Origin of the sequence: Candidatus Allofournierella merdipullorum (assembly GCF_048426865.1) — a bacterium.
Lineage (GTDB): Bacteria > Bacillota > Clostridia > Oscillospirales > Ruminococcaceae > Allofournierella_A > Allofournierella_A merdipullorum.
In genome coordinates, this window is sequence record NZ_DBFNWJ010000043.1 from 125004 (window position 1) to 150185 (window position 25182).

The window sequence follows — 25182 nt, forward strand, 5'->3', positions numbered from 1 at the left end:
GGCCCGGCCGCAAAGACGAAAAAGGGGGCCGAAGGGCTTTGCTGAAAAATCTGAAAATCGAGAATGTGGCGGTCATCGAAAAGGCCGAAGCAGAGTTCTCGCCCGGCCTGAACGTTCTCACCGGCGAGACCGGTGCGGGCAAAAGCATTCTGATCGACTCCATCAACGCCATCCTGGGCAACCGCACCAGCCGCGAACTGGTGCGCACCGGCGCGCCCAAGGCCTGTATCTGGGCCACTTTCACCGACCTGCCCGAGGCTGTGCGCGGCCAACTGGAGCAGGCCGGTTACGAAGCAGGGGACGAACTGCTGCTCTACCGTGAAATCAGCGCCGAGGGCAAAAGCAACTTCCGGGTCAACGGTATGCCCGCCACGGCGGCCATGCTGCGGGATCTGTCCGCGGGCCTCATCAATATCCATGGCCAGCACGATAACCAGAACCTGACCAATCCCGCCCGCCATCTGACGTTGCTGGATCTCTACGCCCAGAACGAAAAGCAGTACAATGAGTACCGCCAGGTGTATCGTCAGCTCATCGCGGTCAAGCGCCAGGCGGATGCTTTGCAGATGGACGAAGCGGAAAAGCAGCGGCGCATGGAGCTGTTGCGCTTCCAGGTGGACGAGATCGAATCCGCCGCGCTGCAGCCGGAAGAAGAGGAGCAGCTGACGGCCCGCCGGCAGGTGCTCAGCCACGCCCAGACCATTCTGGAGCAGGTGAGCGCCGCTCATAGCGCTCTTGCCGGCGGCGACGACTTTGGCGGCGCGGCCGACCTGTTGGGCGATGCCGCCGGCCGGCTGGAAAGCGCGGCGCAGCTGGATGAATCGCTGCAAAGCGCCTGCGAGCGGCTGAACGACCTTTACTATACCGCTCGGGAGCTGGCCACTGACCTGGCCGACCGGTTGGATAGTTACGGCATGGATCCCGCGGAACTGGACCGGGTGGAGACCCGGCTGGATGAGATCTATCGTCTGAAGCAGAAATACGGCGGCTCGGTGGAGAAGGTGCTGGAGCACGGGCAGGCTGCAAGGGAAGAACTGGAGAGCATCGAGCAGTCGGACGAGACGCTGGCCAAACTGAACGCCGAAAAACAGGCGCTTTATCGCCAGGCCAAGGAAAAGGCCGAAGCACTCACCCAAACGCGCCTGAACGCCTTCAGTGACCTGGAAAAGAAACTGGTGGAAGCCTGCACCTTCCTGAACATGCCGGGCGTACGCTTTGCGCTGCAGCACACCCGCGGGCCGCTGGCCGGGGCAGGGCAGGACACACTGGAATTCTATATCTCGCCCAACCCCGGTGAGGCTCCGAAGCCCTTGGCCAAAATCGCCAGCGGCGGCGAGCTGAGCCGCATCATGCTGGCGCTCAAGAGCGCGCTGGCGGAAAAAGACGCCATCCACACCGTCATCTATGACGAGATCGACACCGGCGTGTCCGGTTCGGCGGCGGGGCGCATCGGCCAGATGCTCAAACAGACCTCCACCGGCCGGCAGGTCATCTGCATCACCCACACCGCCCAGATCGCGGCCCTTGCCGACCGCCATTTGCTCATCCGGAAAAACGTGGAGGATGACCGCACCTATACCAAGCTCTATCCGCTGGACGGCGAAGGCCGGGTGGCGGAACTGGCCCGCATCATCTCCGGCGACCAGATCACCCCCATCGCCTTGGCCAATGCCCGGGAAATGCTGGGCCTGGACCCTTGACAAAGGGATAGGGTGCGGGTATACTGTACAGTATCAAATGCGAAGAAGGGAACCAGTACCCCTTGAAAGCGCGGCACAGAGAAGCCCTGGTTTGGTGAAAAGGGCAGCGTGCGCAAGGGCGAATACATCCCGGAGCAGCAGGCTGAACAGCGCGTTTTGCGCCCGGTAGGCCGCGCCGTGCTGCGCACGTTACAGCGCAAGGGTGTCTGTGTGCACCCGCCGAGGCTGTCTTCCGCGAGGAGGGCGGCGAACAGAGGTGGTACCGCGAAGTTTCGCCCTCTGCCAATTCATTTTGGCAGGGGGCTTTTTCTATGCCCTTTGCCCGCAAAACAAGGAGGAGACTGGAAAATGACGATTTACGACGAGCTGGTCGCCCGCGGGCTGATCGCCCAGGTGACCGATGAGGAAGAGATCAAAGACCTCATCAACAACGGCAAAGCCACCTTCTACATCGGCTTTGACCCCACGGCCGACTCTCTGCATGTGGGCCACTTCATGGCTCTGATGCTCATGCGCCGGCTGCAGAAGGCGGGCAACCGCCCCATCGCTCTGATCGGCGGCGGCACCGGCATGGTGGGCGACCCCAGCGGCCGCACCGATATGCGCTCCATGATGACTGTGGAGACCATCCAGCACAACTGCGAGTGCTTTAAAAAGCAGATGAGCAAGTTCATTGATTTCTCCGAGGGCAAGGCCCTGATGGTGAACAATGCCGATTGGCTGATGAAGCTGAACTACATCGAGCTGCTGCGGGAAGTGGGCGCTTGCTTCTCGGTGAACAACATGCTCCGTGCCGAGTGCTACAAGCAGCGGATGGAGAAGGGCTTGTCCTTCCTGGAGTTCAACTACATGATCATGCAGTCCTACGACTTCTACCACATGTTCCAGACCATCGGCTGCAACCTGCAGTGCGGCGGCGACGATCAGTGGTCCAACATGCTGGGCGGCACGGAACTCATCCGCCGCAAACTGGGCAAGGACGCCTACGCCATGACCATCACCCTGCTGCTCACCAGCGAGGGCAAGAAGATGGGCAAGACCCAGAAGGGCGCCGTCTGGCTCGACCCCGAAAAGACTTCCCCCTATGAGTTCTACCAGTACTGGCGCAACGTGGACGACGCCGATGTGCTGAAGTGCCTGCGGATGCTCACCGACCTGCCCCTGGAGCAGATCGACGAGATGGATCACTGGCAGGGCGGCGAGCTGAACAAGGCCAAGGAGATCCTGGCCTTTGAGCTCACCAAGTTGGTCCACAGCGAGGAGGAGGCCCTCAAGGCGCAGGAGACTGCCCGCGGCCTGTTCAGCGGTTCTGCGGATGCGGCGAACATGCCCTCCACCACCCTCACCGCCGACCAGCTCACCGACGGCAAGATCGGTATTCTGGACATGATGCTGGCCGCGAAGCTGGTGCCCAGCAAGCGTGAGGCCCGCCAGCTCATCCAGCAGGGCGGCGTTCTGCTGGACGGCGAAAAGGTTACCGACCCCACCCTGACCGTGAGTGCCGAGGCTCTGACCGCTGGCGTGGTCATCAAGAAGGGCAAGAAGGTCTACCACAAGGTGCAGCTGTAAAACGCACATAAAAAAGGAGCACTGCCGAAGCGGCAGTGCTCCTTTTTTGTAACGCTCAAAGGCTGAAGGCTTCGCGCAGCGCATTCAGCGCGGTGTCCTCATCCTCGGCAGCCACCAGCAGGGAAATGTCCACAGAGCTGGTGGTGATGAGATGGATGGGCACCTTGACCTCCGCCATCACTTCCATCACCCGGGAGGCAACGCCGCAGAGATTCGGCATCTCCTGCCCGAACAGGGTCAGCTTGGTGTAGCCGCCGCTGATGAGCGGGGCGGGGCCGCTTTTGCCCGCCGTGACCTGGGGCAGGGTGCGCATCACGATGGACCAGTTGTCGTAGCTGGTGGTGAAGCTCATGGAAGCGGAATCGCCCTGGGGCAGGCCCTGGCAAATCATGTCCATGTTCACGCCGGCCGCCGCAAAGGGAGCCAGATACCCTGCGGGTCCACCTTCGCTCTGACGGACCGCAGGGAAGGCGACCACCATAATGTTCTATTCGCTGGAAAGCTCAGAGATACCGTGCATTTTTGCTTCTCCTCCGTTATCACAAATCGAGGAATGTATTGTCGATGTTGTCCCGCAGCACCGACTCTATGTAGTTGCGGTTGAAATTCGGGAAATTCTCCCGCACGCCGTGGCTTTGGGCCAGTTCGTCAGTGTAATCCTTATAAAGATACATGCGGACCTGGGAGTAATTGGCCCCGTAATGGTTCACGGTGGGGTGGAGCATCGGGTTCTTCAAGACCGTTTCGCTGCTCCCGTCCGGCTGGGTGGTTTTTTCCAGTGTGAAACTCAGCACCACGCCGATCATCGTGTCTGCCGTGGACTGGGCGTTCAGAAAATTGCCCAGGGAATAGGCCGCAAACACCTGGCGGCCGTCCGCGGCGGTGAGCCACTGGGCGTCCTGCACCACATGGGGATGGGTACCGACGACCACGCCAGCGCCCCAGTCCGTCATCTGCTGGGCCAGCGCCCGCTGGGCGTCGGTCACCTTATGGCTGCCCTCAACGCCCCAGTGTACGCCAACCACCACGAAATCCGCCTGCTGGCGGGCCAGCTCGATTTGACGCTGTATCACGTCGGTCTGGCTGGTATAGATGAGGTTCGCTTCTGCGCCGGAGGGCGTGGGGATTCCGTTGGTGAATTCGGTATAGGAAAGATAAGCGATGCGGATGCCGTTCGTTTCGCGGATCACGATGTTCTCGTAATCCTCTTCGCCGGCATACAGCCCGCAGGTGACGGCATCCTCGGGCAGGCTTGCCCAGAAGCGCCTTGTAGCGGCAATGCCCTCGGCGCCTTTGTCATAAGTGTGGTTGTTGGCAAGGCTGAATACCCGGAACCCCACGTCATAAAGCTCCCGGCCCATGTCTCCGGGCGTGGAGAAGCAGGGATAGCTGCTGGGCTCCAGTTCGTCGTTGACCAGCGTCTCCTGGTTGATCCAGTTCACGTCAAAGCCGGCATAAAAATCCCGCACGGCATCGTAGCAGAAAGAAAAATCATATCCTTCTTCTCCGGCAGCCTGCGCCCTGCGCGCTGCCTGATTGTAGATTCCGTTGTGGATCAGATTGTCGCCCGTGGCGGAAAAGCGCACCGTCGAAACGGCGGGCGTGGGCTGAGGCGTCGGCGTGGGAGCGGGGGAAGGGGAGGGGGTAGGGATCGCTTGCTGTGCCGCCTGCTGGACCGAGGAGAAAGCGCTGCTTGCAAGCGGCACGATCATCAACAGCGCCAGTACGGCAAGCGCAAGAACGAGCAGTCGTTTTTTCATCGCGTCTCCTTACAATAGCTCTTTCATCAGGTCCTTCATAGTGTAAAGCCCAGGGCCTTTATTGGCGAGAAATACCGCAGCGTTCACCGCGCCATTGGCAAACACGCGCCTGGAACCGGCGCTGTGACCCAGGGTGATGACCTCGTCCGGGCCGCAGAACAGAATTTCGTGCTCGCCCACGATGCTGCCGCCCCGCACCGAGTGCAGGCCGATCTCCCGGGGGGAACGCTTCTGACGCACATTGTGGCGGTCGTACACATACTCATAGGGCTGGTCGGCCACCTTGTTGATCTCATCGGCCAGCAGCAGCGCGGTGCCGCTGGGGGCGTCCAGCTTGTTGTGGTGGTGCTTTTCGATGATCTCGATGTCGTAGTCCATCCCCAGAGCCGCGGCGGCCTGCTGCGCCAGCTGGGCCAGCAGGTTGATGCCCATGGACATATTCGCGCTCTTGAACACCGCGCAGCGGGCACTGGCTTCGTTCAGAAGCCTTTCCGCCTCCTCATCCAGACCTGTGGTGCAGATGACGCTGGGAAGAGCATTCTTCGCGCAAAAGCGCAGCGCGTTTTTGGTAGCGGAAGGGCAGGAAAAATCAATGAGCACATCGGCTTCCACGTTCAGCTCTTCCAGACTTGCCGCCACAGGAATAGCGCCGCTTTGGGGCGTGACGTCCACGCCGCCCACCACGCGGCAGTCCTCGCGCTGGTCGATCAGTTCGCACAGGACCTTGCCCATGCGGCCGTTGATGCCCTGAATGATAATGCGGGTCATGGTTTTATCTCCTGTTCTTTTTACAAAAGGCCCGACGCGGCGATCGCGCGGGCCTTTTGCGATTCCTTTTTTAGAGCAGTCCGGCGTTCTGCAGCTCCCGGCGCACCTGCTCTGCGTGGTCGTCGCTCAGCGGCACCAGCGGCAGACGGCAGGGACCGGCCGGCAGACCCATCATACCCAGTGCTGCCTTCACGGGGATGGGGTTCACCTCACAGAACATCGCCTTGCACAGGCCCATCAGCTGCAGCTGCAGGTCACGGCTCTCTTCCACTTTACCCTCGAACCACAGCTGGCACATGCGGTGCATCGGTTCGGGAGCCACGTTGGAGACCACAGAGATAACGCCTTTGCCGCCCAGCGCCAGAATGGGCACCACCTGGTCGTCGTTGCCGGAATAGAGGGGCAGCTCATCGCCGCATAGTGCGGCGGTCATGGCGATCTGGCTGATGTTGCCGCTGGCCTCCTTGATGCCGCAGATCAGCGGATTCTTGGCCAGTTCCTTCGCGGTGGCGGACTCGATGTTCACACCGGTGCGGGAGGGAACGTTGTAAAGGATGGCCGGCAGGCCGGCGGCGTCCACAATAGTGTTGAAGCTGGCCACGAGGCCCCGCTGGGTGGTCTTGTTATAATAAGGAGTCACCAGCAGCAGCGCATCCGCGCCCCGGGCCTTGGCCTCCTTGGACATCTCCACCGCGTGCTCCGTGTAGTTGGAGCCGGTGCCCGCAATGACGGGAACGCGTCCTGCGGCAGTCTCCACCGCCACGCGGATGCATTCAAGGTGCTCGTCGTCCTTCAGAGTGGCAGACTCGCCGGTGGTGCCGCAGATCACGATGGCGTCGGTACCGCCTTTGATCTGGAACTCGACCAGGTCGGCCAGGCCTTTATAGTCCACGCTGCCGTCCGGCAGCATGGGGGTGATGATGGCCACAGCGGCCCCGGTGAAGATCGGCGTTTTCATTGCGCTCAGCTCCTTTGTCAGTCAAAATAGCCCTTGGCGGCCAGAAGCTCCGCCAGCAGAACGCCGCCGCCCGCAGCGCCCCGCAGGGTGTTGTGGGAGAGGCAGACGAACTTGTAGTCATACTGGGTGTCCGGACGCAGACGGCCGATGGAGACCGCCATACCGTTTTCCAGGTTGCGGTCCAGCTTGGTCTGCGGACGGTCATTCTCTTCGAAATAGTGCAGGAAGTGCTTGGGAGCGCTGGGCAGCGCCAGACGCTGCGCCTCGCCCTCAAAGTTTGCCCAGCGGTCCAGGATCTCTTCCTTGCTGGGCTTTTTTTCAAAGCTCATGAACACGGCGGCCATGTGTCCGTCGGTCACAGGAATGCGCAGGCACTGGGCGGTGATGGAAGGGGAGGTGGTGGGCACAATGACACCGTCCTCTACTTTGCCCCACAGCTTCAGAGGTTCCTGCTCACTCTTTTCCTCTTCGCCGCCGATGTAGGGGATGCAGTTGTCCACCATTTCCGGCCAGGTGGCGAAGGTCTTGCCGGCGCCGGAGATGGCCTGGTAGGTGCACACCAGCACCTTGGAAAGGCCGAATTCATCCTTCAGCGGATGCAGCGCGGGCACATAGCTCTGCAGCGAGCAGTTGGACTTGACCGCCACAAAGCCCTTTTTGGTGCCCAGACGCGCGCGCTGGGCGGCGATGACGTCCAGATGCTCGGGGTTGATCTCGGGCACCACCATGGGCACGTCAGGGGTGAAACGATGAGCGCCGTTGTTGGAGACCACCGGGCACTCCGCCTTGGCGTAGCTCTCTTCCAGCGCGCGGATCTCCTCTTTTTTCATATCCACGGCACAGAACACAAAGTCCACCTTGGAGGCAACTTCCTCCACGTGGGAAGCGTCCAGCACCACCATGTTTTTGACCTGTTCCGGCATGGGATCGGGCATGGCCCAGCGGCTGCCCACGGCTTCCTCGTAGGTCTTGCCTGCCGAACGGGGGGAGGCCGCAACAACGGCCAGATGGAACCAGGGATGCTGCGCCAGCAGAGACACGAAACGCTGGCCGACCATGCCTGTGGCGCCCACGACGCCCACTTGATACTGTTTCATTGTACACTCGTTCCTTTCCGCAAAGCCCTCTTTCGTTCGCCGGTGTGGGCGTATAAAAAAAACCGGCTTGAAAACCGGCAATGTATGCAATATAATAAATTAGATTGCATAGCGTGCACAGCGCACCAACACCTTAAAACATGTCTTTACTATAGCATTGCCGTGAAGCAATGTCAATTATCAAGAAAGGCAATCCCCATGCTGAAAAAAGATTTTTGGTTTGATCTTCCCCAGGAACTGATCGCCCAGGAGCCGGCCGATCCGCGGGATTCTGCCCGCCTGCTGTGTGCCCAGCGAGGCAGCGATGAACTTCGGCACAAGATTTTTTCCGATCTGCCTGACCTATTAAATGCGGGCGACCTTCTGGTTGTGAACGATTCCAAGGTTTTGCCCGCCCGTTTGGTGGGTGAAAAAGCCGGAACCGGCGCCGTGAGCGAAATTCTACTGCTGCGGCAGGTAAAGGGTGACGTCTGGGAGTGCCTGGCAAAGCCCGGCAAGCGGCTGAAGGCCGGCACAGAGGTGATCTTTGGTGACGGCAGCTTGCGGGCGGTCATCCGGGAGACGATGGATGACGGCAACAAGCTGGTGGAGTTTTTCTACGACACCCAGACCCTCTACGAAAAGCTGGACGAGTTCGGCAAAATGCCTTTGCCGCCCTACATTACCCGCCAGCTGGAGGATCAGAGCCAGTATCAGACCGTCTACGCCAAGGAGCTGGGCAGCGCCGCCGCCCCCACCGCCGGCCTGCATTTCACGCCGGAGCTGATGGATCGCCTGCGCGCAATGGGCGTGGATTTTGCCGAGGTGACGCTCCATGTGGGCCTTGGCACCTTCCGTCCGGTGAAGGAAGAAGACATCGCAGACCATCAGATGCACTCCGAGTGGTATTCCGTCAGCGAGGAGACCGCCCGCAAGATCAACGAGACCAAGGCCCGGGGCGGCCGGGTGATCTGCGTAGGCACCACCAGCTGCCGCACACTGGAGTCTGTGGCGGCTAAATACGGCGAGATCCGCGCCTGCAGCGGCGACACCGACATTTTCCTGTATCCCGGCTGCGAGATCCGCTGCATGGACGGCCTCATCACCAACTTCCACCTGCCGGAGAGCACGCTCATCATGCTGGTCAGCGCTTTTTACGGCTATGAGCGTACCATGGCTGCCTACAAAGAGGCTGTGGCGCAGAAATACCGCTTTTTCAGCTTCGGGGACGCGATGCTTATTCTGTAAACGAAAGGGACTTTACACATGCCTTATCGCTTGATCAAAACTGAACACGCCGCCCGACGGGGCGAGTTTGAAACGGTGCACGGCACGGTGCAGACGCCCGCGTTCATGAACGTGGCCACCGCCGCCGCCATCAAGGGTGGTCTGTCTGCCTTTGACTTGAAAGACATCGGCTGCCAGGTGATGTTGTGCAACACCTATCACCTGCACCTGCGTCCGGGGGACAAGCTGGTGGCTGAACTGGGCGGCCTGCATAAGTTCACCCGCTGGGACGGCCCCATCCTCACCGACAGCGGCGGATTCCAGGTGTTCAGCCTGGCCAAGCTGCGCAACATCACCGAGGAGGGCGTGACCTTCCACTCCCATCTGGACGGCCACAAGATTTTCATGGGCCCGGAAGAAAGCATGCAGATCCAGGCTAATCTCGGTTCCACCATCGCCATGGCATTCGATGAGTGCGTGGAGAATCCCGCCCAGTACGACTATGCAAAGGCCAGCTGTGAGCGCACCGTGCGCTGGCTGGCCCGGTGCCAGAAGGAGATGGCCCGGCTGAAGGCCGAGGGCCTCGCCACCAACCCGCACCAGCTGCTCTTCGGCATCAACCAGGGCTGCACCTTCGATGACCTGCGTGTGGAGCACATGAAAACCATCGCGGACATGGATCTGGACGGCTATGCCATCGGCGGTCTGGCTGTGGGCGAGCCGGCGGAGGAGATGTACCGAATCATCACCGCTTTGGAGCCCTTCGCGCCGAAGGACAAAATTCGTTATTTGATGGGCGTGGGCACGCCCGGCAACATCATCGAGGCCGTATGGCGCGGTGTGGACCTGTTCGACTGCGTTATGCCCAGCCGCAACGCCCGCCACGGCCATCTGAACACTTGGGGCGGCATCATCAACATCAAGAACCTCAAGTACGAGAAGGACGAGCGCCCCATCGACCCGGAGTGCGATTGCCCGGTGTGCCGCAATTTCAGCCGCGCGTATCTGCGGCACCTGTTCAAGGCCGACGAGATGCTGGGGATGCGCCTTGCCGTGATGCACAACCTCTATTTCTACAATCATCTCATGGAGCGCATCCGCGCCGAACTGGACGCCGGAACCTTTGAATCCTTCCATGACCGCTATGTGAAGCTGCTGGACACCCGCATTTGAGCAGGGTTTTGCTTGCAAAATACGCTTTTATCCGCTATAATGGATTCAATATCCCGGATTTCGAGAGGAGATAAACAAAACGATGAACATTCAGTTTCTGAGCAGCATGGACCCCAACACCATGAGCAACATCAGCATGATCGCGATGCTGGTGATCATGTTTGCGGTGATGTACTTTTTGCTGTATCGTCCCCAGAAGAAGCAGCAGAAGAAGGACGCCGAGATGCGCAACTCTCTGGAGATCGGCGATGAGGTGACCACCATCGGCGGCATCGTCGGCCGCGTGATCGCCCTCAAAGAGGACACCTTCGTGCTGGAGACCGGCAGCGACCGCACCAAGATCCGCTTCCGCCGCGCCGCCGTGCAGGCCGTGACTAAGCTGGACATGGAGACTCCTGCCCAGAAGTAAGACCGGACTAAATCGACGCCTCCCTGCATACTATTAGTGTGCAGGGAGGTGCTTTTTTATGCCAAAACAGCCGAAGTCGAACCGAAAGCCCGGCCAAAGCGCCGGCGCAGGTCCGCTGAAGAAAATTCTGATCGCGGGCGTTGCCGGCGTTGCGGTGACGTTCCTTGTGCTGCTTTTGTGCAGCTGGCTCTATACGAAAACACAGCTGCCGCTCTGGGCGGCCGTTCCCATGGCGACCTGCGCTGTGTGCATCGGCTGTTTTGTCTGCGGCTTGGCATTGGCACGCAGTTTCAAGAAGAACGGCTTGTTCTGCGGCCTTTGCACAGGCGTTGCGTTCTATCTGCTGTATCTCGCCGCCGCGCTGCTGAACGGTCAGCTGGACTTCACGGCCATGGCCGGCATCAAGCTGGTGTGCTATATTCTTTCGGGATGTTTCGGGGGGTACCTGGGCATTCTGCTGTGCGAACGAAAAAGGACCCGCCGCCCGGCTTGACAAAAAGGCTCCGCAGCAATGCGGAGCCTTTTTCATAGATGAGATTTAAGACGCATATAGTGTGGTATCATTGCAAAAAGAGGTACAAGCTATGTGGACGTATCGACCGACCGACAGTGCACCGTACGAAAAAGAACCTCGGACCACTATGCCTAAGGCAACTGCATCCAGCCTCCGGCAGTCGGAACCTGATTTCCGGCGTCAGAGCGAAGGTCCCCGTCTGCAGCCCGCAAGAACGGAACGATCTCAAACCGATACTGGCGCAGGGCTGCCTCAGAAAGAAGCAGCGCAGCAGCCTGTTTGGGATATGCCCGGCAAGCAGAGCGACGCATCGCGCCTGCGTGCCGCGTATCGTCCCAAATCCCGCCGGACATTTCACAGCGCCTGTGTGATGGGGGCTCTTTATCTCGCAGGTCTTACGGCCGGTTCTCTGTGTACGCAAGCGCTGCGCGAGCCCTTGCTGACCTATGCCCGCTATTTTGCGTCCATCGATTTGGGCTTGCGCACCACAGGCAATGGGGCCATGGTATTCAGTGTAGGGTTTCTGTCGCTGTTCTGCCAGCTGACCCTGCTGTTCATTGCCGGGTTCTGCGTCCTCGGCGTGGGGCTCATCCCGATCACAATGTTGCTGAAAGGTGCAGGGGCCGGTATTTTTACCGCCCTTTTATATCAGCAGCTGGGGCCTGCCAAGGGGCTTTTGCTGCAGGGGCTGGTTTTCTGGCTGCCGGAGACGCTGGGAACCCTCCTTGTAATTGCGTTAAGCGTGTCGGCCTTACAGGTCTCCTGCGGGCTGCTGCGATGCTGCCTTGGGCAGGGGGGAGCGGGACTTGGCGCAGCCTCCCGCCGGCTCCTACGCCGCTATCTGACCATCAACCTTGTCTCTATGTTGGTGTGCGGGCTGTCAGTCGTTTTGACCTTGGTCTTCGGCGGCCTCTTCTGATGTCGCTTCGGGCCTTTCTGGCTCGATATATGAGATTTTGGACAGGGGAGTGGACTTTGCTGCTTTTCGCAGTTTGTCAGTGTTGATGTGGGTGTAGATTTCGGTTGTGGATACATGGGCGTGCCCCAGGATTTCCTTGAGTTCCAGCATGTCCACGTTGCCATGACGGTACATCAGCGTAGCCGCAGTGTGACGGAGCTTGTGGGGTGAATATCCTTTGCCGGAGAGCCCCGCAGCCTGCAGGCAGCGTTCCACGATCTGCTGCACACGCCGCGCACTCAGCCGTTTACCGGTCCTGCGGGATACGAAAAGCGCCTGTGGATCCTGCAGGTTGCCAAGGGCGGCTCGGGCGGTGCGATAGTGCTTCAATGCATCCAGACAGGCCGCGTTGAGATAGACCAGCCGTTCTTTATTTCCTTTGCCCACGATGCGGATGGTGTCTTCCTGGAAATCCTTCAAATCAATGGCCACAAGTTCGCTCAAACGCATGCCGCAGTTCAAAAACATGGTAAGAATACAGTAGTCTCTCTCGTAAAAATCACTTTGTATATTTTTTAACAAATCGATGCTTTCTTCCAAAGAGAGATATTTGGGCAGAGCCTTTTTGAGGCTGGGAATGGAGATGTCCTTGGCAGGATCTTCCGACAGACGATTGGATTTGACGGTCATGAAGCGATAGAAGCTTTTGATGCTGGTGAGCTTTCGGGCCCGGGCCGCCGGTTCGTTTTCGCGCTCGTTCTTTAAAAAGTACAGATACTCATAGATCTCCGCCTGCGTCACACTGGCGATCGTGGCCGTATCCATGCCGCGAATGTCGATGTCATCAAACGCAGAGTCCGCAGGAACAGCGCCGCGTTCACGCAAAAGAAATTTGAAGAACAGGCGGAGGTCGATGTAATAAGCGTTGACTGTGCGAGGCGAACGATTCAAAATCGCGCCGAGGTAGTTCAGAAAATCCCGGACGTCCCGCGGAATGTCATCATAAGGCGCATGGCGCTCGGGATGCATGGTATCGATGTAGGTGCTCATAAGATATATTATGGCGGATGCTGGCCTTCTGCACTCCCCTCTATTTCGCTAAATTTTTATTTAGCGAAATAGCATCCGTTGAAAAGAGTATACCTTCCCCGATGAGATTTGTCAAGACGATGGCCGCGAACGGGCGCTTCAGTGCTCACGCGGAATCATTGGCTGTTCGAACAGATCCCTCGCGTATGAAAAGCACCGGCACGCAGAACCCCCGCGCACCGGTGCTATTAAAATTATTTGATGGCCTGAATGGCATCCCGCAGATAACTCACGCCCACCAGTTCGATGTCTGCGAAATCGTTTGGATCCAGCTGCTTCAGGCTGTGACGCGGAACGATAGCACGCGTGAATCCGATGCGCTGCGCTTCGCGCAGACGAAGCTCCAGAAAGGTCACATTGCGCACTTCCCCGCCGAGGCCCACTTCCCCGATGGCGACCGTCTTGTCGTCGATGGGTTTATCCATCATGGAGGAAACCATCGCCAGGCACACCGCAAGATCGCAGGCTGTTTCGTCCAGCTCCAAGCCGCCTACGATGTTCAGATAGACGTCCAGGCTGCCGAAAAAAAAGCCTGCCCGTTTTTCCAGCACGGCCACCAGCAGGTTGGCGCGATTGAAGTCGAAGCCGCTGGCGGTGCGCCGCGGCACGTTGAAGCTGCTCTTTGTCACCAGAGCCTGCACCTCGCTCAGGATGGGCCGTGTGCCCTCCATGGTGCAAGCCACACAGTTGCCGCTGGTGCCCAGAGGGCGGCCTTCCAGCAGCACTTGGGAGGGATTTTCAATCTCGGTCAGACCGCGACCGGTCATGTCGAACATGCCGATCTCGTTGGTGGAGCCGTAACGGTTTTTGACCGCGCGCAGCACCCGGTAAGGCAAGGTCTTGTCTCCTTCAAAATAGAGCACTGTATCCACGATGTGCTCCATGACCTTGGGGCCTGCAATGGCGCCGTCCTTGTTTACGTGGCCCACGATGAACGTAGGGATCTCGCAGTTTTTAGCCACTGTCAGAAGCCGCGCAGAGCACTCCTTGACCTGAGAAACGCTGCCGGCAGAGCTGGACACGTCGTTGCAGTGCATGGTCTGGATGGAGTCGATGACCACCAAGTCCGGCTTTGTCTGCTCGATGAGGCCGCAGATGTCATCAATGTCGGTCTCGGCGGCGAGATGAATGTTCTGCTGGGGTACCTGAAGCCGATCTGCCCGCAGTTTGATCTGGCGCACCGATTCCTCGCCGGTGATATAAAGCACCTGACAGCGGTCGCTGATGGCGCCGCACAGCTGCAGAAGCAAGGTGGATTTGCCCGCGCCGGGCTCGCCGCCCAGCAGCACCACACTGCCCAGCACCACACCGCCGCCCAGCACCCGGTCCAGCTCGGAGATGCCGGTGACGATGCGGCTTTTTTCTTCCGTGGTGCTCACTTCCGAAAGACGGCGCGCGGTGATGCTGGTCACACCGGCGGGACGGGCGGCTGTGCCGCGGGGCGCGGTTTTGGGCTCCGGGACCACCACGTCCTCCACCATCGTGTTCCAAGCCCCGCAGCTGGAGCAGCGGCCCATCCAGCGGGGGCTGCTCTCGCCGCAGTTGGAGCAGACAAAAATCGTTTTCAGCTTGTTATCCTTCAAAATACAGACCGCCTTTGCCCTCAGTATCCGAACACGCCCTCAAGCGACTCATCGTTGTCGATCCAGTCCTGAACACGGACCATACGGTATTCATTCCTTGTATCCCGGATATACACCTTTTCGATGCCCGCATTGATGACCATGCGCTTGCACATGGAGCAGCTGCTGGCATTTTTGACATAGTCACCGGTGGCCATATCGATCCCCACCAGATACAGCGAACTGCCCAGCATCTTGTCGCGGGAGGCGCTGATGATGGCGTTTGCCTCCGCGTGGACACTGCGGCACAGTTCATAGCGCTCACCCCGGGGAATCTTCAGCTTTTCGCGGATGCAGACCTTCATGTCATCGCAGTTTTTGCGGCCGCGGGGCGCGCCCACATAGCCCGTGGAGATCACCTCGTCGTTTTTTACGATCACCGCGCCGTAATGCCGGCGCATGCAGGTGCCGCGCTGAGAAACGCTTTCTGCCAGGTCCAGATAATAGTTTACTTTGTCCCGACGTTCCATTGGTTATGCTGCTCCCCTTTCTGATGTCGAGGTTATCAGAATTTCAGTATAGCACAGTCGACCCGCTGCGGGCAACAAAAAACACCGCAAACTGTTACGTTTGCGGTGTGGTTGGAGGTGCCGACCGGATTTGAACCGGTGAATGAAGGTTTTGCAGACCTTTGCCTTACCACTTGGCCACGGCACCAGATAAGAACCGAGGAGAAGTCGGTTCTGTTTTTGGAGCGGCTTACGAGGCTCGAACTCGCTACCTCCACCGTGGCAAGGTGGCGCTCTACCAGATGAGCTAAAGCCGCAGAAAATGGTGCCTCCGATCGGAATCGAACCAATGACACGGGGATTTTCAGTCCCCTGCTCTACCAACTGAGCTACAGAGGCAAAAAATGGCGACCCGGATGAGGCTCGAACTCACGACCTCTAGCGTGACAGGCTAGCGTTCTAACCGACTGAACTACCGGGCCACAATGGTGGAAGTTAACGGGCTCGAACCGCTGACCCTCTGCTTGTAAGGCAGATGCTCTCCCAGCTGAGCTAAACTTCCAAAAAAATGGAGCGGCTTACGAGGCTCGAACTCGCTACCTCCACCTTGGCAAGGTGGCGCTCTACCAGATGAGCTAAAGCCGCAAATCCATTGGTTTGCACCGCCAATCTCTTTTGGCGACGGTGTTTATTTTACCGCATCTTTCCTGCTTTGTCAAGACTATTTCTCAACTTTATTTTAGTTTCTCCAAAGATGTGCAAACCATATGGTTTTATCAGGATTTTACAGGGATTTCAGAAGCTTTGCAATGTCTACATTATAGGTCTTGACGCAGAACTGGCAGTTCACTTCCACACTTTTTTCTTCCTGCGCAAGGCTCTCCAGCTCCTGGCGGCCCATGCTCAGCAGCGCGCGCTCCACCCGCTGGCGGCTGCAGTCACATTTATAAGCCACATCGTATTCGTCCAGCACCTGCGGGTCGAACCCCTGCAGGACCAGATCCATGATCTCTTTGGGGCCCATCCCCTGCTGCAGAAGTTTTGTGACGCTGGGAGCCTTTGAGACGTTCTGCTCCAGCATGGAGATCTCCTGCTCGGTAGCACCGGGCAGAAGCTGGATCATATAGCCGCCCGCACACTGGATGGACAGATCAGGGTTGACCAGAACGCCCAGCGCGCACACGGTAGGGGTCTGCTCGCTGGTGGCGTAATAGGCGGTGATGTCCTCGGCCACTTCCCCGCTCACCAGCGGGATCTGCCCTACATAGGGCTCTTTGAGGCCCAGATCGCGCACGACGCTCAGAGTGCCGTCCTTGCCCACAGCGCGGCCCACGTCCAGTTTGCCGTCGCCGCGCAGAGGCAGCTCCATCACCGGGTTCTGCACGTATCCCTTGACGCAGCCCGCGCCGTCGGCTACAGCCAGTACGGTGCCGGCAGGTCCGCCGCCGTTGAGCCGGAGGGTCAGGGAATCTTTCTCACTTTTCAAAGTGATGCCCATCATGGAGGCAGCGGTGAGAAGCCGCCCAAGCGCGGCGCTGGTCACAGCGCTGGTCTTGTGGATGCGCTCGGCCTCGGCCACGATGTTGGTGGAATCCACGCCGTAGAACACCACGCCGCCGTTGTCGGAAATACCGCGAATCATGTTAGCCATTGTGTGTCTTCTCCAGTTGTGTGTATTGTTTGATCGCCGTAAAAATGTAACGCTGACTGTCCGGCTGCAGCGGCCCAAAGGTCTCGCCGTCCCGCAGTTCCGCCAGCGCAAAACCGTTTTCTTCCAGCACTTGTTTTACATAGTCCGCCTCATAGGTGTACTCCGCAAACTGTTCCCGGAACACTTCGCCTGTGTCGAGATACTCGATTTGGATGGAAATGTCCACCCTGTCCCCTTCCGGCGAACAGGCGTTGCGCCAGCGGCAGACGGCGTCCGGGCCTTCCAGCACGAACTCGTTGTCCGCCAGCACCTGCCGGTGCTTATAGGGGGTGTTAAGGTCGAAAATGAACACGCCGCCCTCTTCCATGAAAAAGGCAGCCCGGGCCACGGCCTGCTCAAAGCGGGGCGCAGGGCCGATGTGATTGTAGGTGTCAAAGGTGGACACGGCGCCGCGGATGGTGCCGAACAGGTCGAGGCTGAGGATATCCTGGCGCAGCAGGAGCAGACGCTGGGAGATGCCCAATTCGTCCGCCTTTTCCCGCAGCACGGCCAACATCTCTTCCGACTGATCCACCCCGATCATGTCATAGCCCGCCTGGGTGAGCATCAGCGTCAAATCGCCGGTGCCGCATCCAAGGTCAGCCACGATGCCGTCAGTGATACCGTGGGCCTGCAGCTGCTCCGTAACATAAGTATACAGTGCATCGTAGTCCGCTTCGCCGTTCAGCTCGTCATAAAAATAGGCAAATTCATTGTAAGCCATATCGACTTTACACCTCTTCGGAGAGCAGACTTTCGAAAATCGAGCGCAGCTCATCCACGCCGAAGCCTGTCTCGCTGCTGGTAAGCACGATCTGCCGGCAGCCGAACTCCTCGGTCAGGAAGGCGAACTCTTCCCTCTTTTTGGCGATCTCGCTTTTTTTCAGTTTGTCCGCTTTGGTGAGCGCGGCCACGAAGGGAATCTTTCGGTAACGCAGGTACTCCAGCATCTGCATATCGTCGGCGGAAGGCGCATGGCGACTGTCCAGCAGCTGGACCAGCAGCACGCAGTTGCGCGCCGCGTCAAAATAGCTGTTGATCAGCTGATCCCAGCGCTGCCGGTCCGCAGCGGAGACCTTTGCGTAGCCGTAGCCCGGCAGGTCAACAAAATAGGCGCCGTCCACCGTATAAAAGTTGATGGTAGCCGTTTTGCCCGGCGTGGCGCTGACGCGCGCGAGATTTTTGCGGTTGCAGAGTTTATTGATAAGGCTGGACTTGCCCACGTTGGACCGGCCGGAAAAAACGAACTCCGGCCGGTCGCTTTCGGGAAGCTGGCTGGAAAGACCATAGGAAGCCTGAAAGTCAGCTTTCTGGTAGTTCATAACGGGCCTCCTTTATCACTGGCGCAGGGTGGACGGATGGGGCTGCTGCTCGACCCGCACTACCGGTTCGGCAGCACCGGACATAGGAGCCTGCTTTGCCTTTTGGAGCCGGCGGGCCTGCCGGGGCGTGAGCAGCGCGTGGCTCAGCACCTGCTCCAGGCGGCTCACCGGTACAAAGCGGACGGCCTTTTTGACCTCTTCGTCCACGTCGTAAAGGTCGCTCTGGTTTGCCTGGGGGATGAGCACCGTTTTGATGCCCTGCCGGTAGGCAGCCATGCTCTTTTCTTTCAGCCCGCCGATGGGCAGCACGTCGCCGTGGAGGGTGATCTCGCCGGTCATGGCCACATCCGCCCGCACGGGAACGCCGGACAGGCAGGAAATGAGAGCCGTGGTGAGGGTGACGCCCGCAGAGGGGCCGTCCTTCGGCACAGCGCCCTCGGGGGCGTGGATGTGAAGGTCAGCGGTCTTGAGCTGTTCGGAGTCGATGCCGTATTCGGCGGCGTGGACCCGCGCAAAGGTGACGGCAAGATGGGCGCTTTCCTTCATCACGTCGCCCAGGGAGCCGGTCAGCTCGATCTTGCCGGAACCGCCCGGGATGACCTGCACTTCGATGGGCAGGATCGCGCCGCCCACGCTGGTCCAGGCAAGGCCGTTGGCGATGCCGATGGCGTTGGTGCGGTTGTAGAAGTCCGGCTTGACGCGGCGGGGGCCCATCAAAGGCTCCAGATTGGCGGCAGTGACGGTCACCTTCTCCGTTTCGCCGGCGGCCACCTTGCGGGCGCACTTGCGCAGCACCTCGGTGATGGCACGTTCCAGACCGCGCACGCCTGCCTCCTGGGTGTAGCCGTCGATGAGGCCATAGATAGCCCCTGGCGTCAGATTCACCCGCCCCGTCAGGCCGTTTTTCTTCAGTTGCTTGGGCAGCAGGTGCCGTTTGGCAATGTTGAACTTTTCCTCGCGGGTGTAGCTGGGCAGCTCGATGACGTCCATACGGTCCAGAAGGGGCGCCGGGATGGAGGAAAGGTCATTGGCCGTGGTAATGAAGAACGCCTGGCTGAGATCGAAGGGGATGTCAAGATAGTGATCCTTGAAGGTCTTGTTCTGTTCCGGATCCAGGGTTTCCAGCAGCGCGGCAGCCGGGTCGCCCCGGAAGTCGGCCGCCAGTTTGTCGATCTCGTCCAGAAGAATGAGCGGATTCATGCTTTTTGCGGTGGAGACGGCGCTGATGATCTTGCCCGGCATCGCGCCCACATAGGTGCGACGGTGACCGCGGATTTCCGCCTCGTCCCGCACGCCGCCAAGGCTCATGCGGGCGTATTTGCGACCCATGCACTCGGCGATGGAGCGGGCGATGCTGGTCTTGCCCACGCCCGGAGGGCCTGCAAGGCAGAGGATCTGGCCCTTGGAATCGGGGTTGAGCATGCGCACCGCCAGCAGTTCCAGAATGCGGTCCTTGACCTTTTTCAGGCCGTAGTGCTCCCGGTCCAGATGCTTTTCCGCCCGGGCAAGGTCCAGATCGTCGGGGGTGTAAACGCCCCAAGGCAGGCCGAGGCAGGTGTCCAGATAGGTGCGGATGACCGCCGCCTCCTGGCTGTTGCCCTGCATTTTGCCCAGGCGCTCCGCCTCTTTTTCCAGCTTTTCGGTGGCTTCCTCCGAAAGGCTGAGGGCCCGGATCTGCTGGAGATACCGTTCGGCCTCATAGCGGACGTCGTCATCGCCGTCCAGCTCGGTGGCGATGGCGCGCATCTGCTCCCGCAGATAGTAGTCCCGCTGGTTTTTCTCCATCTGGTCGTTGACCTTGTCTTGGATCTCTTTTTCCAGCTCCAGGACCTGGTTTTCCCGGTAGAGAAGATCCAGCGTGGTCTGGAGCCGCCCCATCAGGGTGCTCTGCTCCAGGACGGTCTGCTTATCCTGGTATTTGAACAGCAGGTTGGCCGGAATATATTCGCTCAGAAACACAGCGTCGCTGCCGGAAAGAATGGTATACACCACGTCCTTGGGCATGCGGGGATTCAGCTGCAGGTAGGTCTCAAAAGCCTGTTTCAGGCTGCGGATCAGCGCTTCGGCGGCCACGCTGCCCGCTTTCTGCAGGCCGCGGACCGGCGCTTCCTTCACCGTGACGGTGAGCATCTTTTCGCCGCTTTCCAGTGCCAGCAGACGGGCGCGGTACTGCCCTTCCACCAGGACCTTCACCAGGTCATCGGAGACGCGCATCACCTGCTTGACCTGTGCCACAACACCATAGCGGTACAGATCGGAGGTGGTAGGCTCCTCCACATCCATCTCCCGCTGGGTGATCAGAAAGATGGGGATGGCATTGGCCATCGCCCACTCGATGGCGGCGATGCTCTTCTCCCTGCCCACTTCAAAATGAATGACGCTGCCCGGGAACACCACAAGCCCGCGCAGGGCAATGGCCGGCAGATGCAGCACATTGTGGTCCACCTTGATCGTTACACGTTCAGACATTGGCATTCCCTCCCAAAAACGGTACGGGCAAAATGCTCGTACCGTTTCGATTTCAGAACAATTCTTCTGTAAAGCTGTTTGCCGTTACGGCATTTACACCACGGGAACCGTGTTCTTATACCGCTTGCGGACTGCGCCGTACTCCAGCACGGGCTCGCCGCCGGCCACGGCCTCGGGGGTGATGGTGACTTTGACAATGGTGGGGTCACTGGGGACCTTGTACATGATGGGGATAAGGATCTCTTCCATCACGCTGCGCAGGCCGCGGGCACCGCTCTTGCGCTCGATGGTCTTTTTGGCCACGGCGCGCAGGGCCTCGTCGGTGAACTCCAGGTCCACGTTGTCCATCTGCATCAAAGCCTGGTACTGCTTGATGACGCTGTTCTTGGGCTCCTTGAGCACCCGGACCAGAGCGTTCTCGTCCAGCGGGTCCAGCACGGTGACCACCGGCAGACGGCCGATGAGCTCAGGGATGAGGCCGAACTTCACCAGATCGTGGGGCTCGACCTTGCGCAGCAGATTCTGCTTTTCCTGTACGGAGGTGTCACGAAGCTTGCTGCCAAAGCCGATGGAGGAGGCGTCGGTGCGGCGCTGGATGTGTTTTTCCAGGCCGTCGAAGGCGCCGCCGCAGATGAACAGGATGTTCTTGGTGTCGATCTGGATGAATTCCTGCTGGGGATGCTTGCGCCCGCCCTGAGGCGGAACGTTGCTCACGGTGCCTTCCAGGATCTTCAGCAGCGCCTGCTGCACGCCCTCGCCGCCCACGTCGCGGGTGATGGAGGGGTTTTCGCTCTTGCGGGTGATCTTGTCGATCTCATCGATGTAGATGATGCCGATCTCCGCCCGCTTCACGTCAAAGTCGGCAGCCTGAATGAGCTTGAGCAGGATGTTCTCCACGTCCTCGCCCACGTAGCCGGCCTCGGTGAGGGTGGTGGCGTCGGCAATGGCGAAGGGAACGCCCAGCATCTTGGCCAGAGTCTGGGCCAGCAGGGTCTTGCCCACGCCGGAGGGGCCCAGCAGCAGCACGTTGCTCTTCTGAAGCTCCACGTCGTTCTTGCTCTCGCCGCTCAGGATGCGCTTATAGTGGTTGTAGACAGACACGGCAAGCACGCGCTTGGCCTCGTCCTGGCCGATGACGTAACGGTCCAGCCCCTCCTTGATCTCGGCGGGGGTGAGCACGTTTACCGGGTCCAGCGTGGGAGCGGCATGCCGCACGTTGTTGCGGCGGGCCGCCGCCTTGGGGGCGTCGGGCTTGCCGTCCTCGTCCAGCAGCGAGGAGCACAGCGTGATGCACTCGCTGCAGATGTTGACGCCGGGGCCGATGATCATGCGCTCCACTTCGTCCTGGCTTTTGCCGCAGAAGCTGCAGCGCAGATTCTTATCTTTGTCTTTTCCGTTCGAATTGTTTGCCATAGTTACCCCTAAACGATGCGCCGGCACGCGAAACGCGCCTCGCGCGGATTGATTACCGTTTGGTGATGACCGCGTCGATCAGGCCGTAATTGACGGCCTCCTGGGCGGACATGAAGTTGTCGCGCTCGGTGTCGGCCATGATCTTTTCGATGGGCTGGCCGGTGTACTCGCTGAGCATGCGATTCATGCGCTCGCGGGTGCGCACCAGATGATCGGCGTGGATCTTGATGTCGGTGGTCTGACCCTGCAGGCCGCTGAGCAGCGGCTGATGGATCATGATCTCGGCGTTGGGCAGAGCCAGACGCTTGCCCTTGGCGCCGCTGGCCAGCAGGAATGCGCCCATGGAGGCGGCCATGCCCATGCAGATGGTGGACACGTCGCACTTGATATACTGCATGGTGTCGTGGATGGCCATGCCGGCGGTGATGGAACCGCCCGGGCTGTTGATGTAGAGGCTGATGTCCTTCTCGCTGTCCTGGCCTTCCAGATACAGCAGCTGGGCCACCACCAGGCTGGCGGTGGCGTCGTTGACCTCATCGCTGAGCATGATGATGCGGTCGTTCAAAAGGCGGGAAAAGATGTCGTAAGAGCGCTCGCCCCGGGCGGTCTGCTCCACAACGTAAGGAACCAAACTCATTTGGCTGTACCTCCCAGTGAAAAAATGTAAGCAGTCTTGCAAAATTGACCGATACGGGCCGCAGAGCGCGTATCGGTCAATGCAGGACGGCTTATGTAAGGTGAAGCGCCGTTCGGGCGATCAGCCCTCCTTGGCGACCTTTTCCTCGGTGATCTCCGCGTGGTCGCGGATGAAGTCGATGGCCTTGTTCACCGCCAGATCCTTCTTGACCTCGTCGGCGTTGACCAGCTCCTTGACCTTGGCCAGCTCCATCTTGTAGCTGTCGGCGATGCGCTGCAGCTCGTTTTCCAGATCCTCGTCGGAGGCAACGATCTGCTCGGCAGCGGCAACGGCCTCCAGAGCCAGGCGGATCTTGACCTGCTTCTCGGCCTGCTCCTTGAAGGAAGCGCGGAAGGACTCCAGGGTCTGGCCCATGTACTGCAGGTACATATCCAGCTTCAGGCCCTGCTGCGCCAGGCGGTACTCGAAGTCACGCACGGCCTCGTCCATACGGGCTTCGTACATGGCGTCGGGGATGTCGCCCTCGATGGTGGCGATGACCTGGTCCACCAGATCGTTCTCCACGGCCAGAGCAGCCTGCTTCTCGTTCTGCTCTTCCATGCCCTTGCGGATGCTGGCCTTCAGCTCATCCAGGGTGTCGTACTCGCTCACGTCCTTGGCGAACTCGTCGTCCAGAGCGGGCAGCTCCTTGGTCTTGACCTCGTGCAGCTTGATCTTGAAGACGGCGGGCTTGCCGGCCAGCTCCTTGGCCTGGTACTCCTCGGGGAAGGTGACGTTCACGTCGAACTCCTCGCCGGCCTCGTGGCCGATCAGCTGATCCTCGAAGCCGGGGATGAAGCTGCCGCTGCCCAGGACCAGGCTGTAGTGCTCGGCCTTGCCGCCCTCAAAGGCGACGCCGTCCACAAAGCCCTCAAAGTCCATATCCACGGTGTCGCCGTTTTCGGCCTTGCCCTCGCGGGTGATGATGCGGCCGTTGCGGTTCTGCATGCGGACCAGCTCGGCTTCCACGTCGGCGTCGTCCACAGTATTGACCTTCTTGGTGGCCTTTAAACCGGTGTAGTTGCCCACCTTGATCTCGGGCTTCACAGCCACGACGACCTTCAGCACCACGCCGTCTTCCAGGCTCTCGGAGACCACGTCCACCTCGGGACGGCCCACGGGCTGGATGCCGGACTCCACCACCGCGGCCTCGTAGGCCTCAGGGAACAGGTCGTTGATGGCGTCATAGTGGAAGATGTCGGCGCCGTACATCTTTTCGATCACCGCGCGGGGCGCATGGCCCTTGCGGAAACCGGGAACAGTGTACTTTTTGCCTTCGCGCTTGTAGGCCTTGTCGATGGCAGCCTTGAAGGACTCGGCGTCCACAGAGAACTGCAGCTCGTGCATGCTTTTTTCAAGCTTTTCGCTTTTTACAAGATTCATTGATATAGCCTCCGTACAAAGAGATTCATTTTATTATATCATGCGTATGGCCAGAAATCCATACTTTTCCTAAATTTTATGGGGGCAAAAGTGCAGCGCATCGGCCGAAATCAGGCGGTATTCCAGCCCGTCCACCTCCCCCTGCACTGCCGCGCGCACCGAAGCGCCGTGCAGGTGGCCGTAGAAGCAGCGTTTGACCCCAAACTCCCGCATCACTTCGATGACCTGCGGAGAGCAGGCGCCGGGATAGACCGGCGGATAGTGCAGGAAAGCGATTTTTTCCTCACCACTGTCCCCCGCTGCCTGCAGGCTGGCCCGCAGGCGGCCCAGCTCCCGGTTCATTACCTTTTCATCGTGGGGCTCGTCCGGCTCAAAAAGCCAGCTGCGGGTGCCGCACAGGGCAAGTCCCTCCACATGATAGGCGTTGTTGTGCAGCAGATGCAGGCTGTGGAAGCCCTGGGCCTCAAAATAGGTCTCCATTTTGCGGGCGGTGGTCCACCAGTAGTCATGGTTGCCTTTCAAAAGCAGTTTTTGCCCCGGCAGCTCCTCGAGAAAGGCAAAGTCCGGAGCGGCTTCTTCCAGTTTCATGCCCCAGCTGGTATCCCCTGCCAGCACCACCGTGTCATCGGGAGCGACCAGGCGCAGCCAGTTTTCCCGGATGCGCTGTACATAGCCCTGCCAGCCGGGAAACTTGTCCATCGGCTTGTCGGACCCCAGCGAGAGGTGCAGGTCGCCTATTACAAAAATTGCCATGCCTACCTCCTGATAATCGCCGGCGCACCGGGCACAATAAGACCAGAAAAGGGGGAAAGAAAAATGAACGCGAACGAACCTGTCATCAACGGTATCTGCTGCGACGTGAAGAACTGCGTCTACAACAACGGTTCCAGCTGTTGCACCGCCGGCACCATTCACGTCAACAACTGCTACGACGACATCGGCAGAACCAAGTGCGAGACCTTCACCGAGGTATAATCCGGCGAAGCGCTCTCAAAAACGGCCCGCGAATCGGTTTCG

Annotated in this window: 24 protein-coding genes and 6 tRNA genes; 8 read left to right on the top strand and 22 right to left on the bottom strand. The window is 59.5% G+C overall.

The features are described 5' to 3' along the window. Positions 1–38 precede the first annotated feature (38 nt). On the top strand, positions 39–1700 hold the full coding sequence (recN, locus tag ACMNAY_RS07720) for a DNA repair protein RecN (protein WP_418718995.1): 1662 nt from the start codon (positions 39–41) through the stop codon (positions 1698–1700). A gap of 348 nt (positions 1701–2048) precedes the next feature. Then, entirely contained in the window at positions 2049–3269 is a 1221-nt protein-coding gene (gene tyrS, locus ACMNAY_RS07725; RefSeq protein WP_418718996.1) for a tyrosine--tRNA ligase, read from the top strand. Positions 3270–3324: 55 nt separating this feature from the next. Here the strand turns inward: tyrS and ACMNAY_RS07730 are convergent, their stop codons facing one another. From ACMNAY_RS07730 to asd, 5 genes are all read right to left on the bottom strand, one after another. Then, the gene (locus ACMNAY_RS07730; protein WP_418718997.1) at positions 3325–3750 is read right to left on the bottom strand and encodes an ACT domain-containing protein; all 426 of its coding nucleotides are present in this window, start codon (positions 3748–3750) and stop codon (positions 3325–3327) included. Between the two features lie 58 nt (positions 3751–3808). Next, complete coding sequence (locus ACMNAY_RS07735) at positions 3809–5029, bottom strand: CapA family protein (protein ID WP_418718998.1); 1221 nt, start codon at positions 5027–5029, stop codon at positions 3809–3811. A gap of 9 nt (positions 5030–5038) precedes the next feature. Continuing rightward, entirely contained in the window at positions 5039–5797 is a 759-nt protein-coding gene (gene dapB, locus ACMNAY_RS07740) for a 4-hydroxy-tetrahydrodipicolinate reductase (protein WP_418718999.1), read from the bottom strand. Between the two features lie 70 nt (positions 5798–5867). Next, positions 5868–6755, bottom strand: coding sequence for a 4-hydroxy-tetrahydrodipicolinate synthase (gene dapA / locus ACMNAY_RS07745; protein WP_418719000.1), 888 nt, complete (start codon positions 6753–6755; stop codon positions 5868–5870). Between the two features lie 17 nt (positions 6756–6772). Then, on the bottom strand, positions 6773–7852 hold the full coding sequence (gene asd / locus ACMNAY_RS07750; protein ID WP_418719001.1) for an aspartate-semialdehyde dehydrogenase: 1080 nt from the start codon (positions 7850–7852) through the stop codon (positions 6773–6775). Positions 7853–8050: 198 nt separating this feature from the next. On the opposite strand from asd, the gene queA reads away from it, so the two are divergent. The 5 genes from queA to ACMNAY_RS07775 all read left to right on the top strand — a co-directional run bounded on the left by queA (position 8051) and on the right by ACMNAY_RS07775 (position 12073). Next, on the top strand, positions 8051–9079 hold the full coding sequence (gene queA, locus ACMNAY_RS07755) for a tRNA preQ1(34) S-adenosylmethionine ribosyltransferase-isomerase QueA (RefSeq protein ID WP_418719002.1): 1029 nt from the start codon (positions 8051–8053) through the stop codon (positions 9077–9079). An 18-nt stretch (positions 9080–9097) separates the two neighbouring features. After that, positions 9098–10231 carry a tRNA guanosine(34) transglycosylase Tgt gene (gene tgt / locus ACMNAY_RS07760; RefSeq protein ID WP_418719003.1) on the top strand — a complete coding sequence of 378 codons (1134 nt, stop codon included), beginning with the start codon at positions 9098–9100 and terminating at the stop codon, positions 10229–10231. 82 nt (positions 10232–10313) lie between these two features. After that, positions 10314–10640: a preprotein translocase subunit YajC gene (gene yajC, locus ACMNAY_RS07765; RefSeq protein ID WP_394966205.1), complete on the top strand. Its 327-nt coding sequence runs from the start codon at positions 10314–10316 to the stop codon at positions 10638–10640. 58 nt (positions 10641–10698) lie between these two features. Beyond that, positions 10699–11133, top strand: coding sequence for a TIGR04086 family membrane protein (locus ACMNAY_RS07770; RefSeq protein WP_394975496.1), 435 nt, complete (start codon positions 10699–10701; stop codon positions 11131–11133). 307 nt (positions 11134–11440) lie between these two features. Further along, entirely contained in the window at positions 11441–12073 is a 633-nt protein-coding gene (locus tag ACMNAY_RS07775; RefSeq protein WP_418719004.1) for a hypothetical protein, read from the top strand. Here the strand turns inward: ACMNAY_RS07775 and ACMNAY_RS07780 are convergent. The 17 genes from ACMNAY_RS07780 to ACMNAY_RS07860 form a co-directional block, all read right to left on the bottom strand. Then, positions 12035–13102, bottom strand: a complete 1068-nt coding sequence (locus ACMNAY_RS07780; protein ID WP_418719005.1) for a tyrosine recombinase XerC — start codon at positions 13100–13102, stop codon at positions 12035–12037. The genes ACMNAY_RS07775 and ACMNAY_RS07780 overlap by 39 nt on opposite strands. A 233-nt stretch (positions 13103–13335) precedes the next feature. Continuing rightward, positions 13336–14724 carry a DNA repair protein RadA gene (radA, locus tag ACMNAY_RS07785; RefSeq protein WP_418719006.1) on the bottom strand — a complete coding sequence of 463 codons (1389 nt, stop codon included), beginning with the start codon at positions 14722–14724 and terminating at the stop codon, positions 13336–13338. Between the two features lie 20 nt (positions 14725–14744). After that, a complete protein-coding gene (locus ACMNAY_RS07790; protein WP_394975053.1) occupies positions 14745–15233 on the bottom strand; it encodes a deoxycytidylate deaminase in 489 nt (162 codons plus the stop codon). A gap of 112 nt (positions 15234–15345) precedes the next feature. Continuing rightward, positions 15346–15420 (bottom strand) — tRNA-Cys (locus ACMNAY_RS07795). A gap of 33 nt (positions 15421–15453) precedes the next feature. After that, positions 15454–15529, bottom strand: a tRNA-Gly gene (locus tag ACMNAY_RS07800). A 6-nt stretch (positions 15530–15535) separates the two neighbouring features. Further along, positions 15536–15611, bottom strand: a tRNA-Phe gene (locus ACMNAY_RS07805). Between the two features lie 6 nt (positions 15612–15617). Continuing rightward, positions 15618–15694: transfer RNA gene (locus tag ACMNAY_RS07810), tRNA-Asp, on the bottom strand. Positions 15695–15698: 4 nt separating this feature from the next. Then, a tRNA-Val gene (locus ACMNAY_RS07815) sits at positions 15699–15774 on the bottom strand. A 7-nt stretch (positions 15775–15781) separates the two neighbouring features. Continuing rightward, positions 15782–15857 (bottom strand) — tRNA-Gly (locus tag ACMNAY_RS07820). A 139-nt stretch (positions 15858–15996) separates the two neighbouring features. Then, entirely contained in the window at positions 15997–16863 is an 867-nt protein-coding gene (gene hslO, locus ACMNAY_RS07825) for an Hsp33 family molecular chaperone HslO (RefSeq protein WP_418719007.1), read from the bottom strand. Beyond that, the gene (locus ACMNAY_RS07830; protein WP_394966760.1) at positions 16856–17626 is read right to left on the bottom strand and encodes a class I SAM-dependent DNA methyltransferase; all 771 of its coding nucleotides are present in this window, start codon (positions 17624–17626) and stop codon (positions 16856–16858) included. The genes hslO and ACMNAY_RS07830 overlap by 8 nt, the downstream gene beginning before the upstream one ends. A 7-nt stretch (positions 17627–17633) precedes the next feature. Then, positions 17634–18224 (bottom strand): ribosome biogenesis GTP-binding protein YihA/YsxC, encoded by a 591-nt coding sequence (gene yihA / locus ACMNAY_RS07835; RefSeq protein ID WP_394975051.1) that lies wholly within the window; start codon positions 18222–18224, stop codon positions 17634–17636. A 15-nt stretch (positions 18225–18239) separates the two neighbouring features. Next, the gene (lon, locus tag ACMNAY_RS07840; protein WP_418719008.1) at positions 18240–20693 is read right to left on the bottom strand and encodes an endopeptidase La; all 2454 of its coding nucleotides are present in this window, start codon (positions 20691–20693) and stop codon (positions 18240–18242) included. Positions 20694–20786: 93 nt separating this feature from the next. Beyond that, on the bottom strand, positions 20787–22106 hold the full coding sequence (clpX, locus tag ACMNAY_RS07845; protein WP_418719009.1) for an ATP-dependent Clp protease ATP-binding subunit ClpX: 1320 nt from the start codon (positions 22104–22106) through the stop codon (positions 20787–20789). A gap of 52 nt (positions 22107–22158) precedes the next feature. Next, the gene (gene clpP, locus ACMNAY_RS07850) at positions 22159–22743 is read right to left on the bottom strand and encodes an ATP-dependent Clp endopeptidase proteolytic subunit ClpP (protein WP_394966752.1); all 585 of its coding nucleotides are present in this window, start codon (positions 22741–22743) and stop codon (positions 22159–22161) included. A gap of 120 nt (positions 22744–22863) precedes the next feature. Then, positions 22864–24165 (bottom strand): trigger factor, encoded by a 1302-nt coding sequence (tig, locus tag ACMNAY_RS07855; RefSeq protein WP_418719010.1) that lies wholly within the window; start codon positions 24163–24165, stop codon positions 22864–22866. A 69-nt stretch (positions 24166–24234) separates the two neighbouring features. After that, the gene (locus ACMNAY_RS07860; RefSeq protein ID WP_394966748.1) at positions 24235–24918 is read right to left on the bottom strand and encodes a metallophosphoesterase; all 684 of its coding nucleotides are present in this window, start codon (positions 24916–24918) and stop codon (positions 24235–24237) included. Between the two features lie 63 nt (positions 24919–24981). On the opposite strand from ACMNAY_RS07860, the gene ACMNAY_RS07865 reads away from it, so the two are divergent. Beyond that, positions 24982–25140 (top strand): DUF1540 domain-containing protein, encoded by a 159-nt coding sequence (locus tag ACMNAY_RS07865; protein ID WP_394966747.1) that lies wholly within the window; start codon positions 24982–24984, stop codon positions 25138–25140. Positions 25141–25182 lie beyond the last annotated feature (42 nt).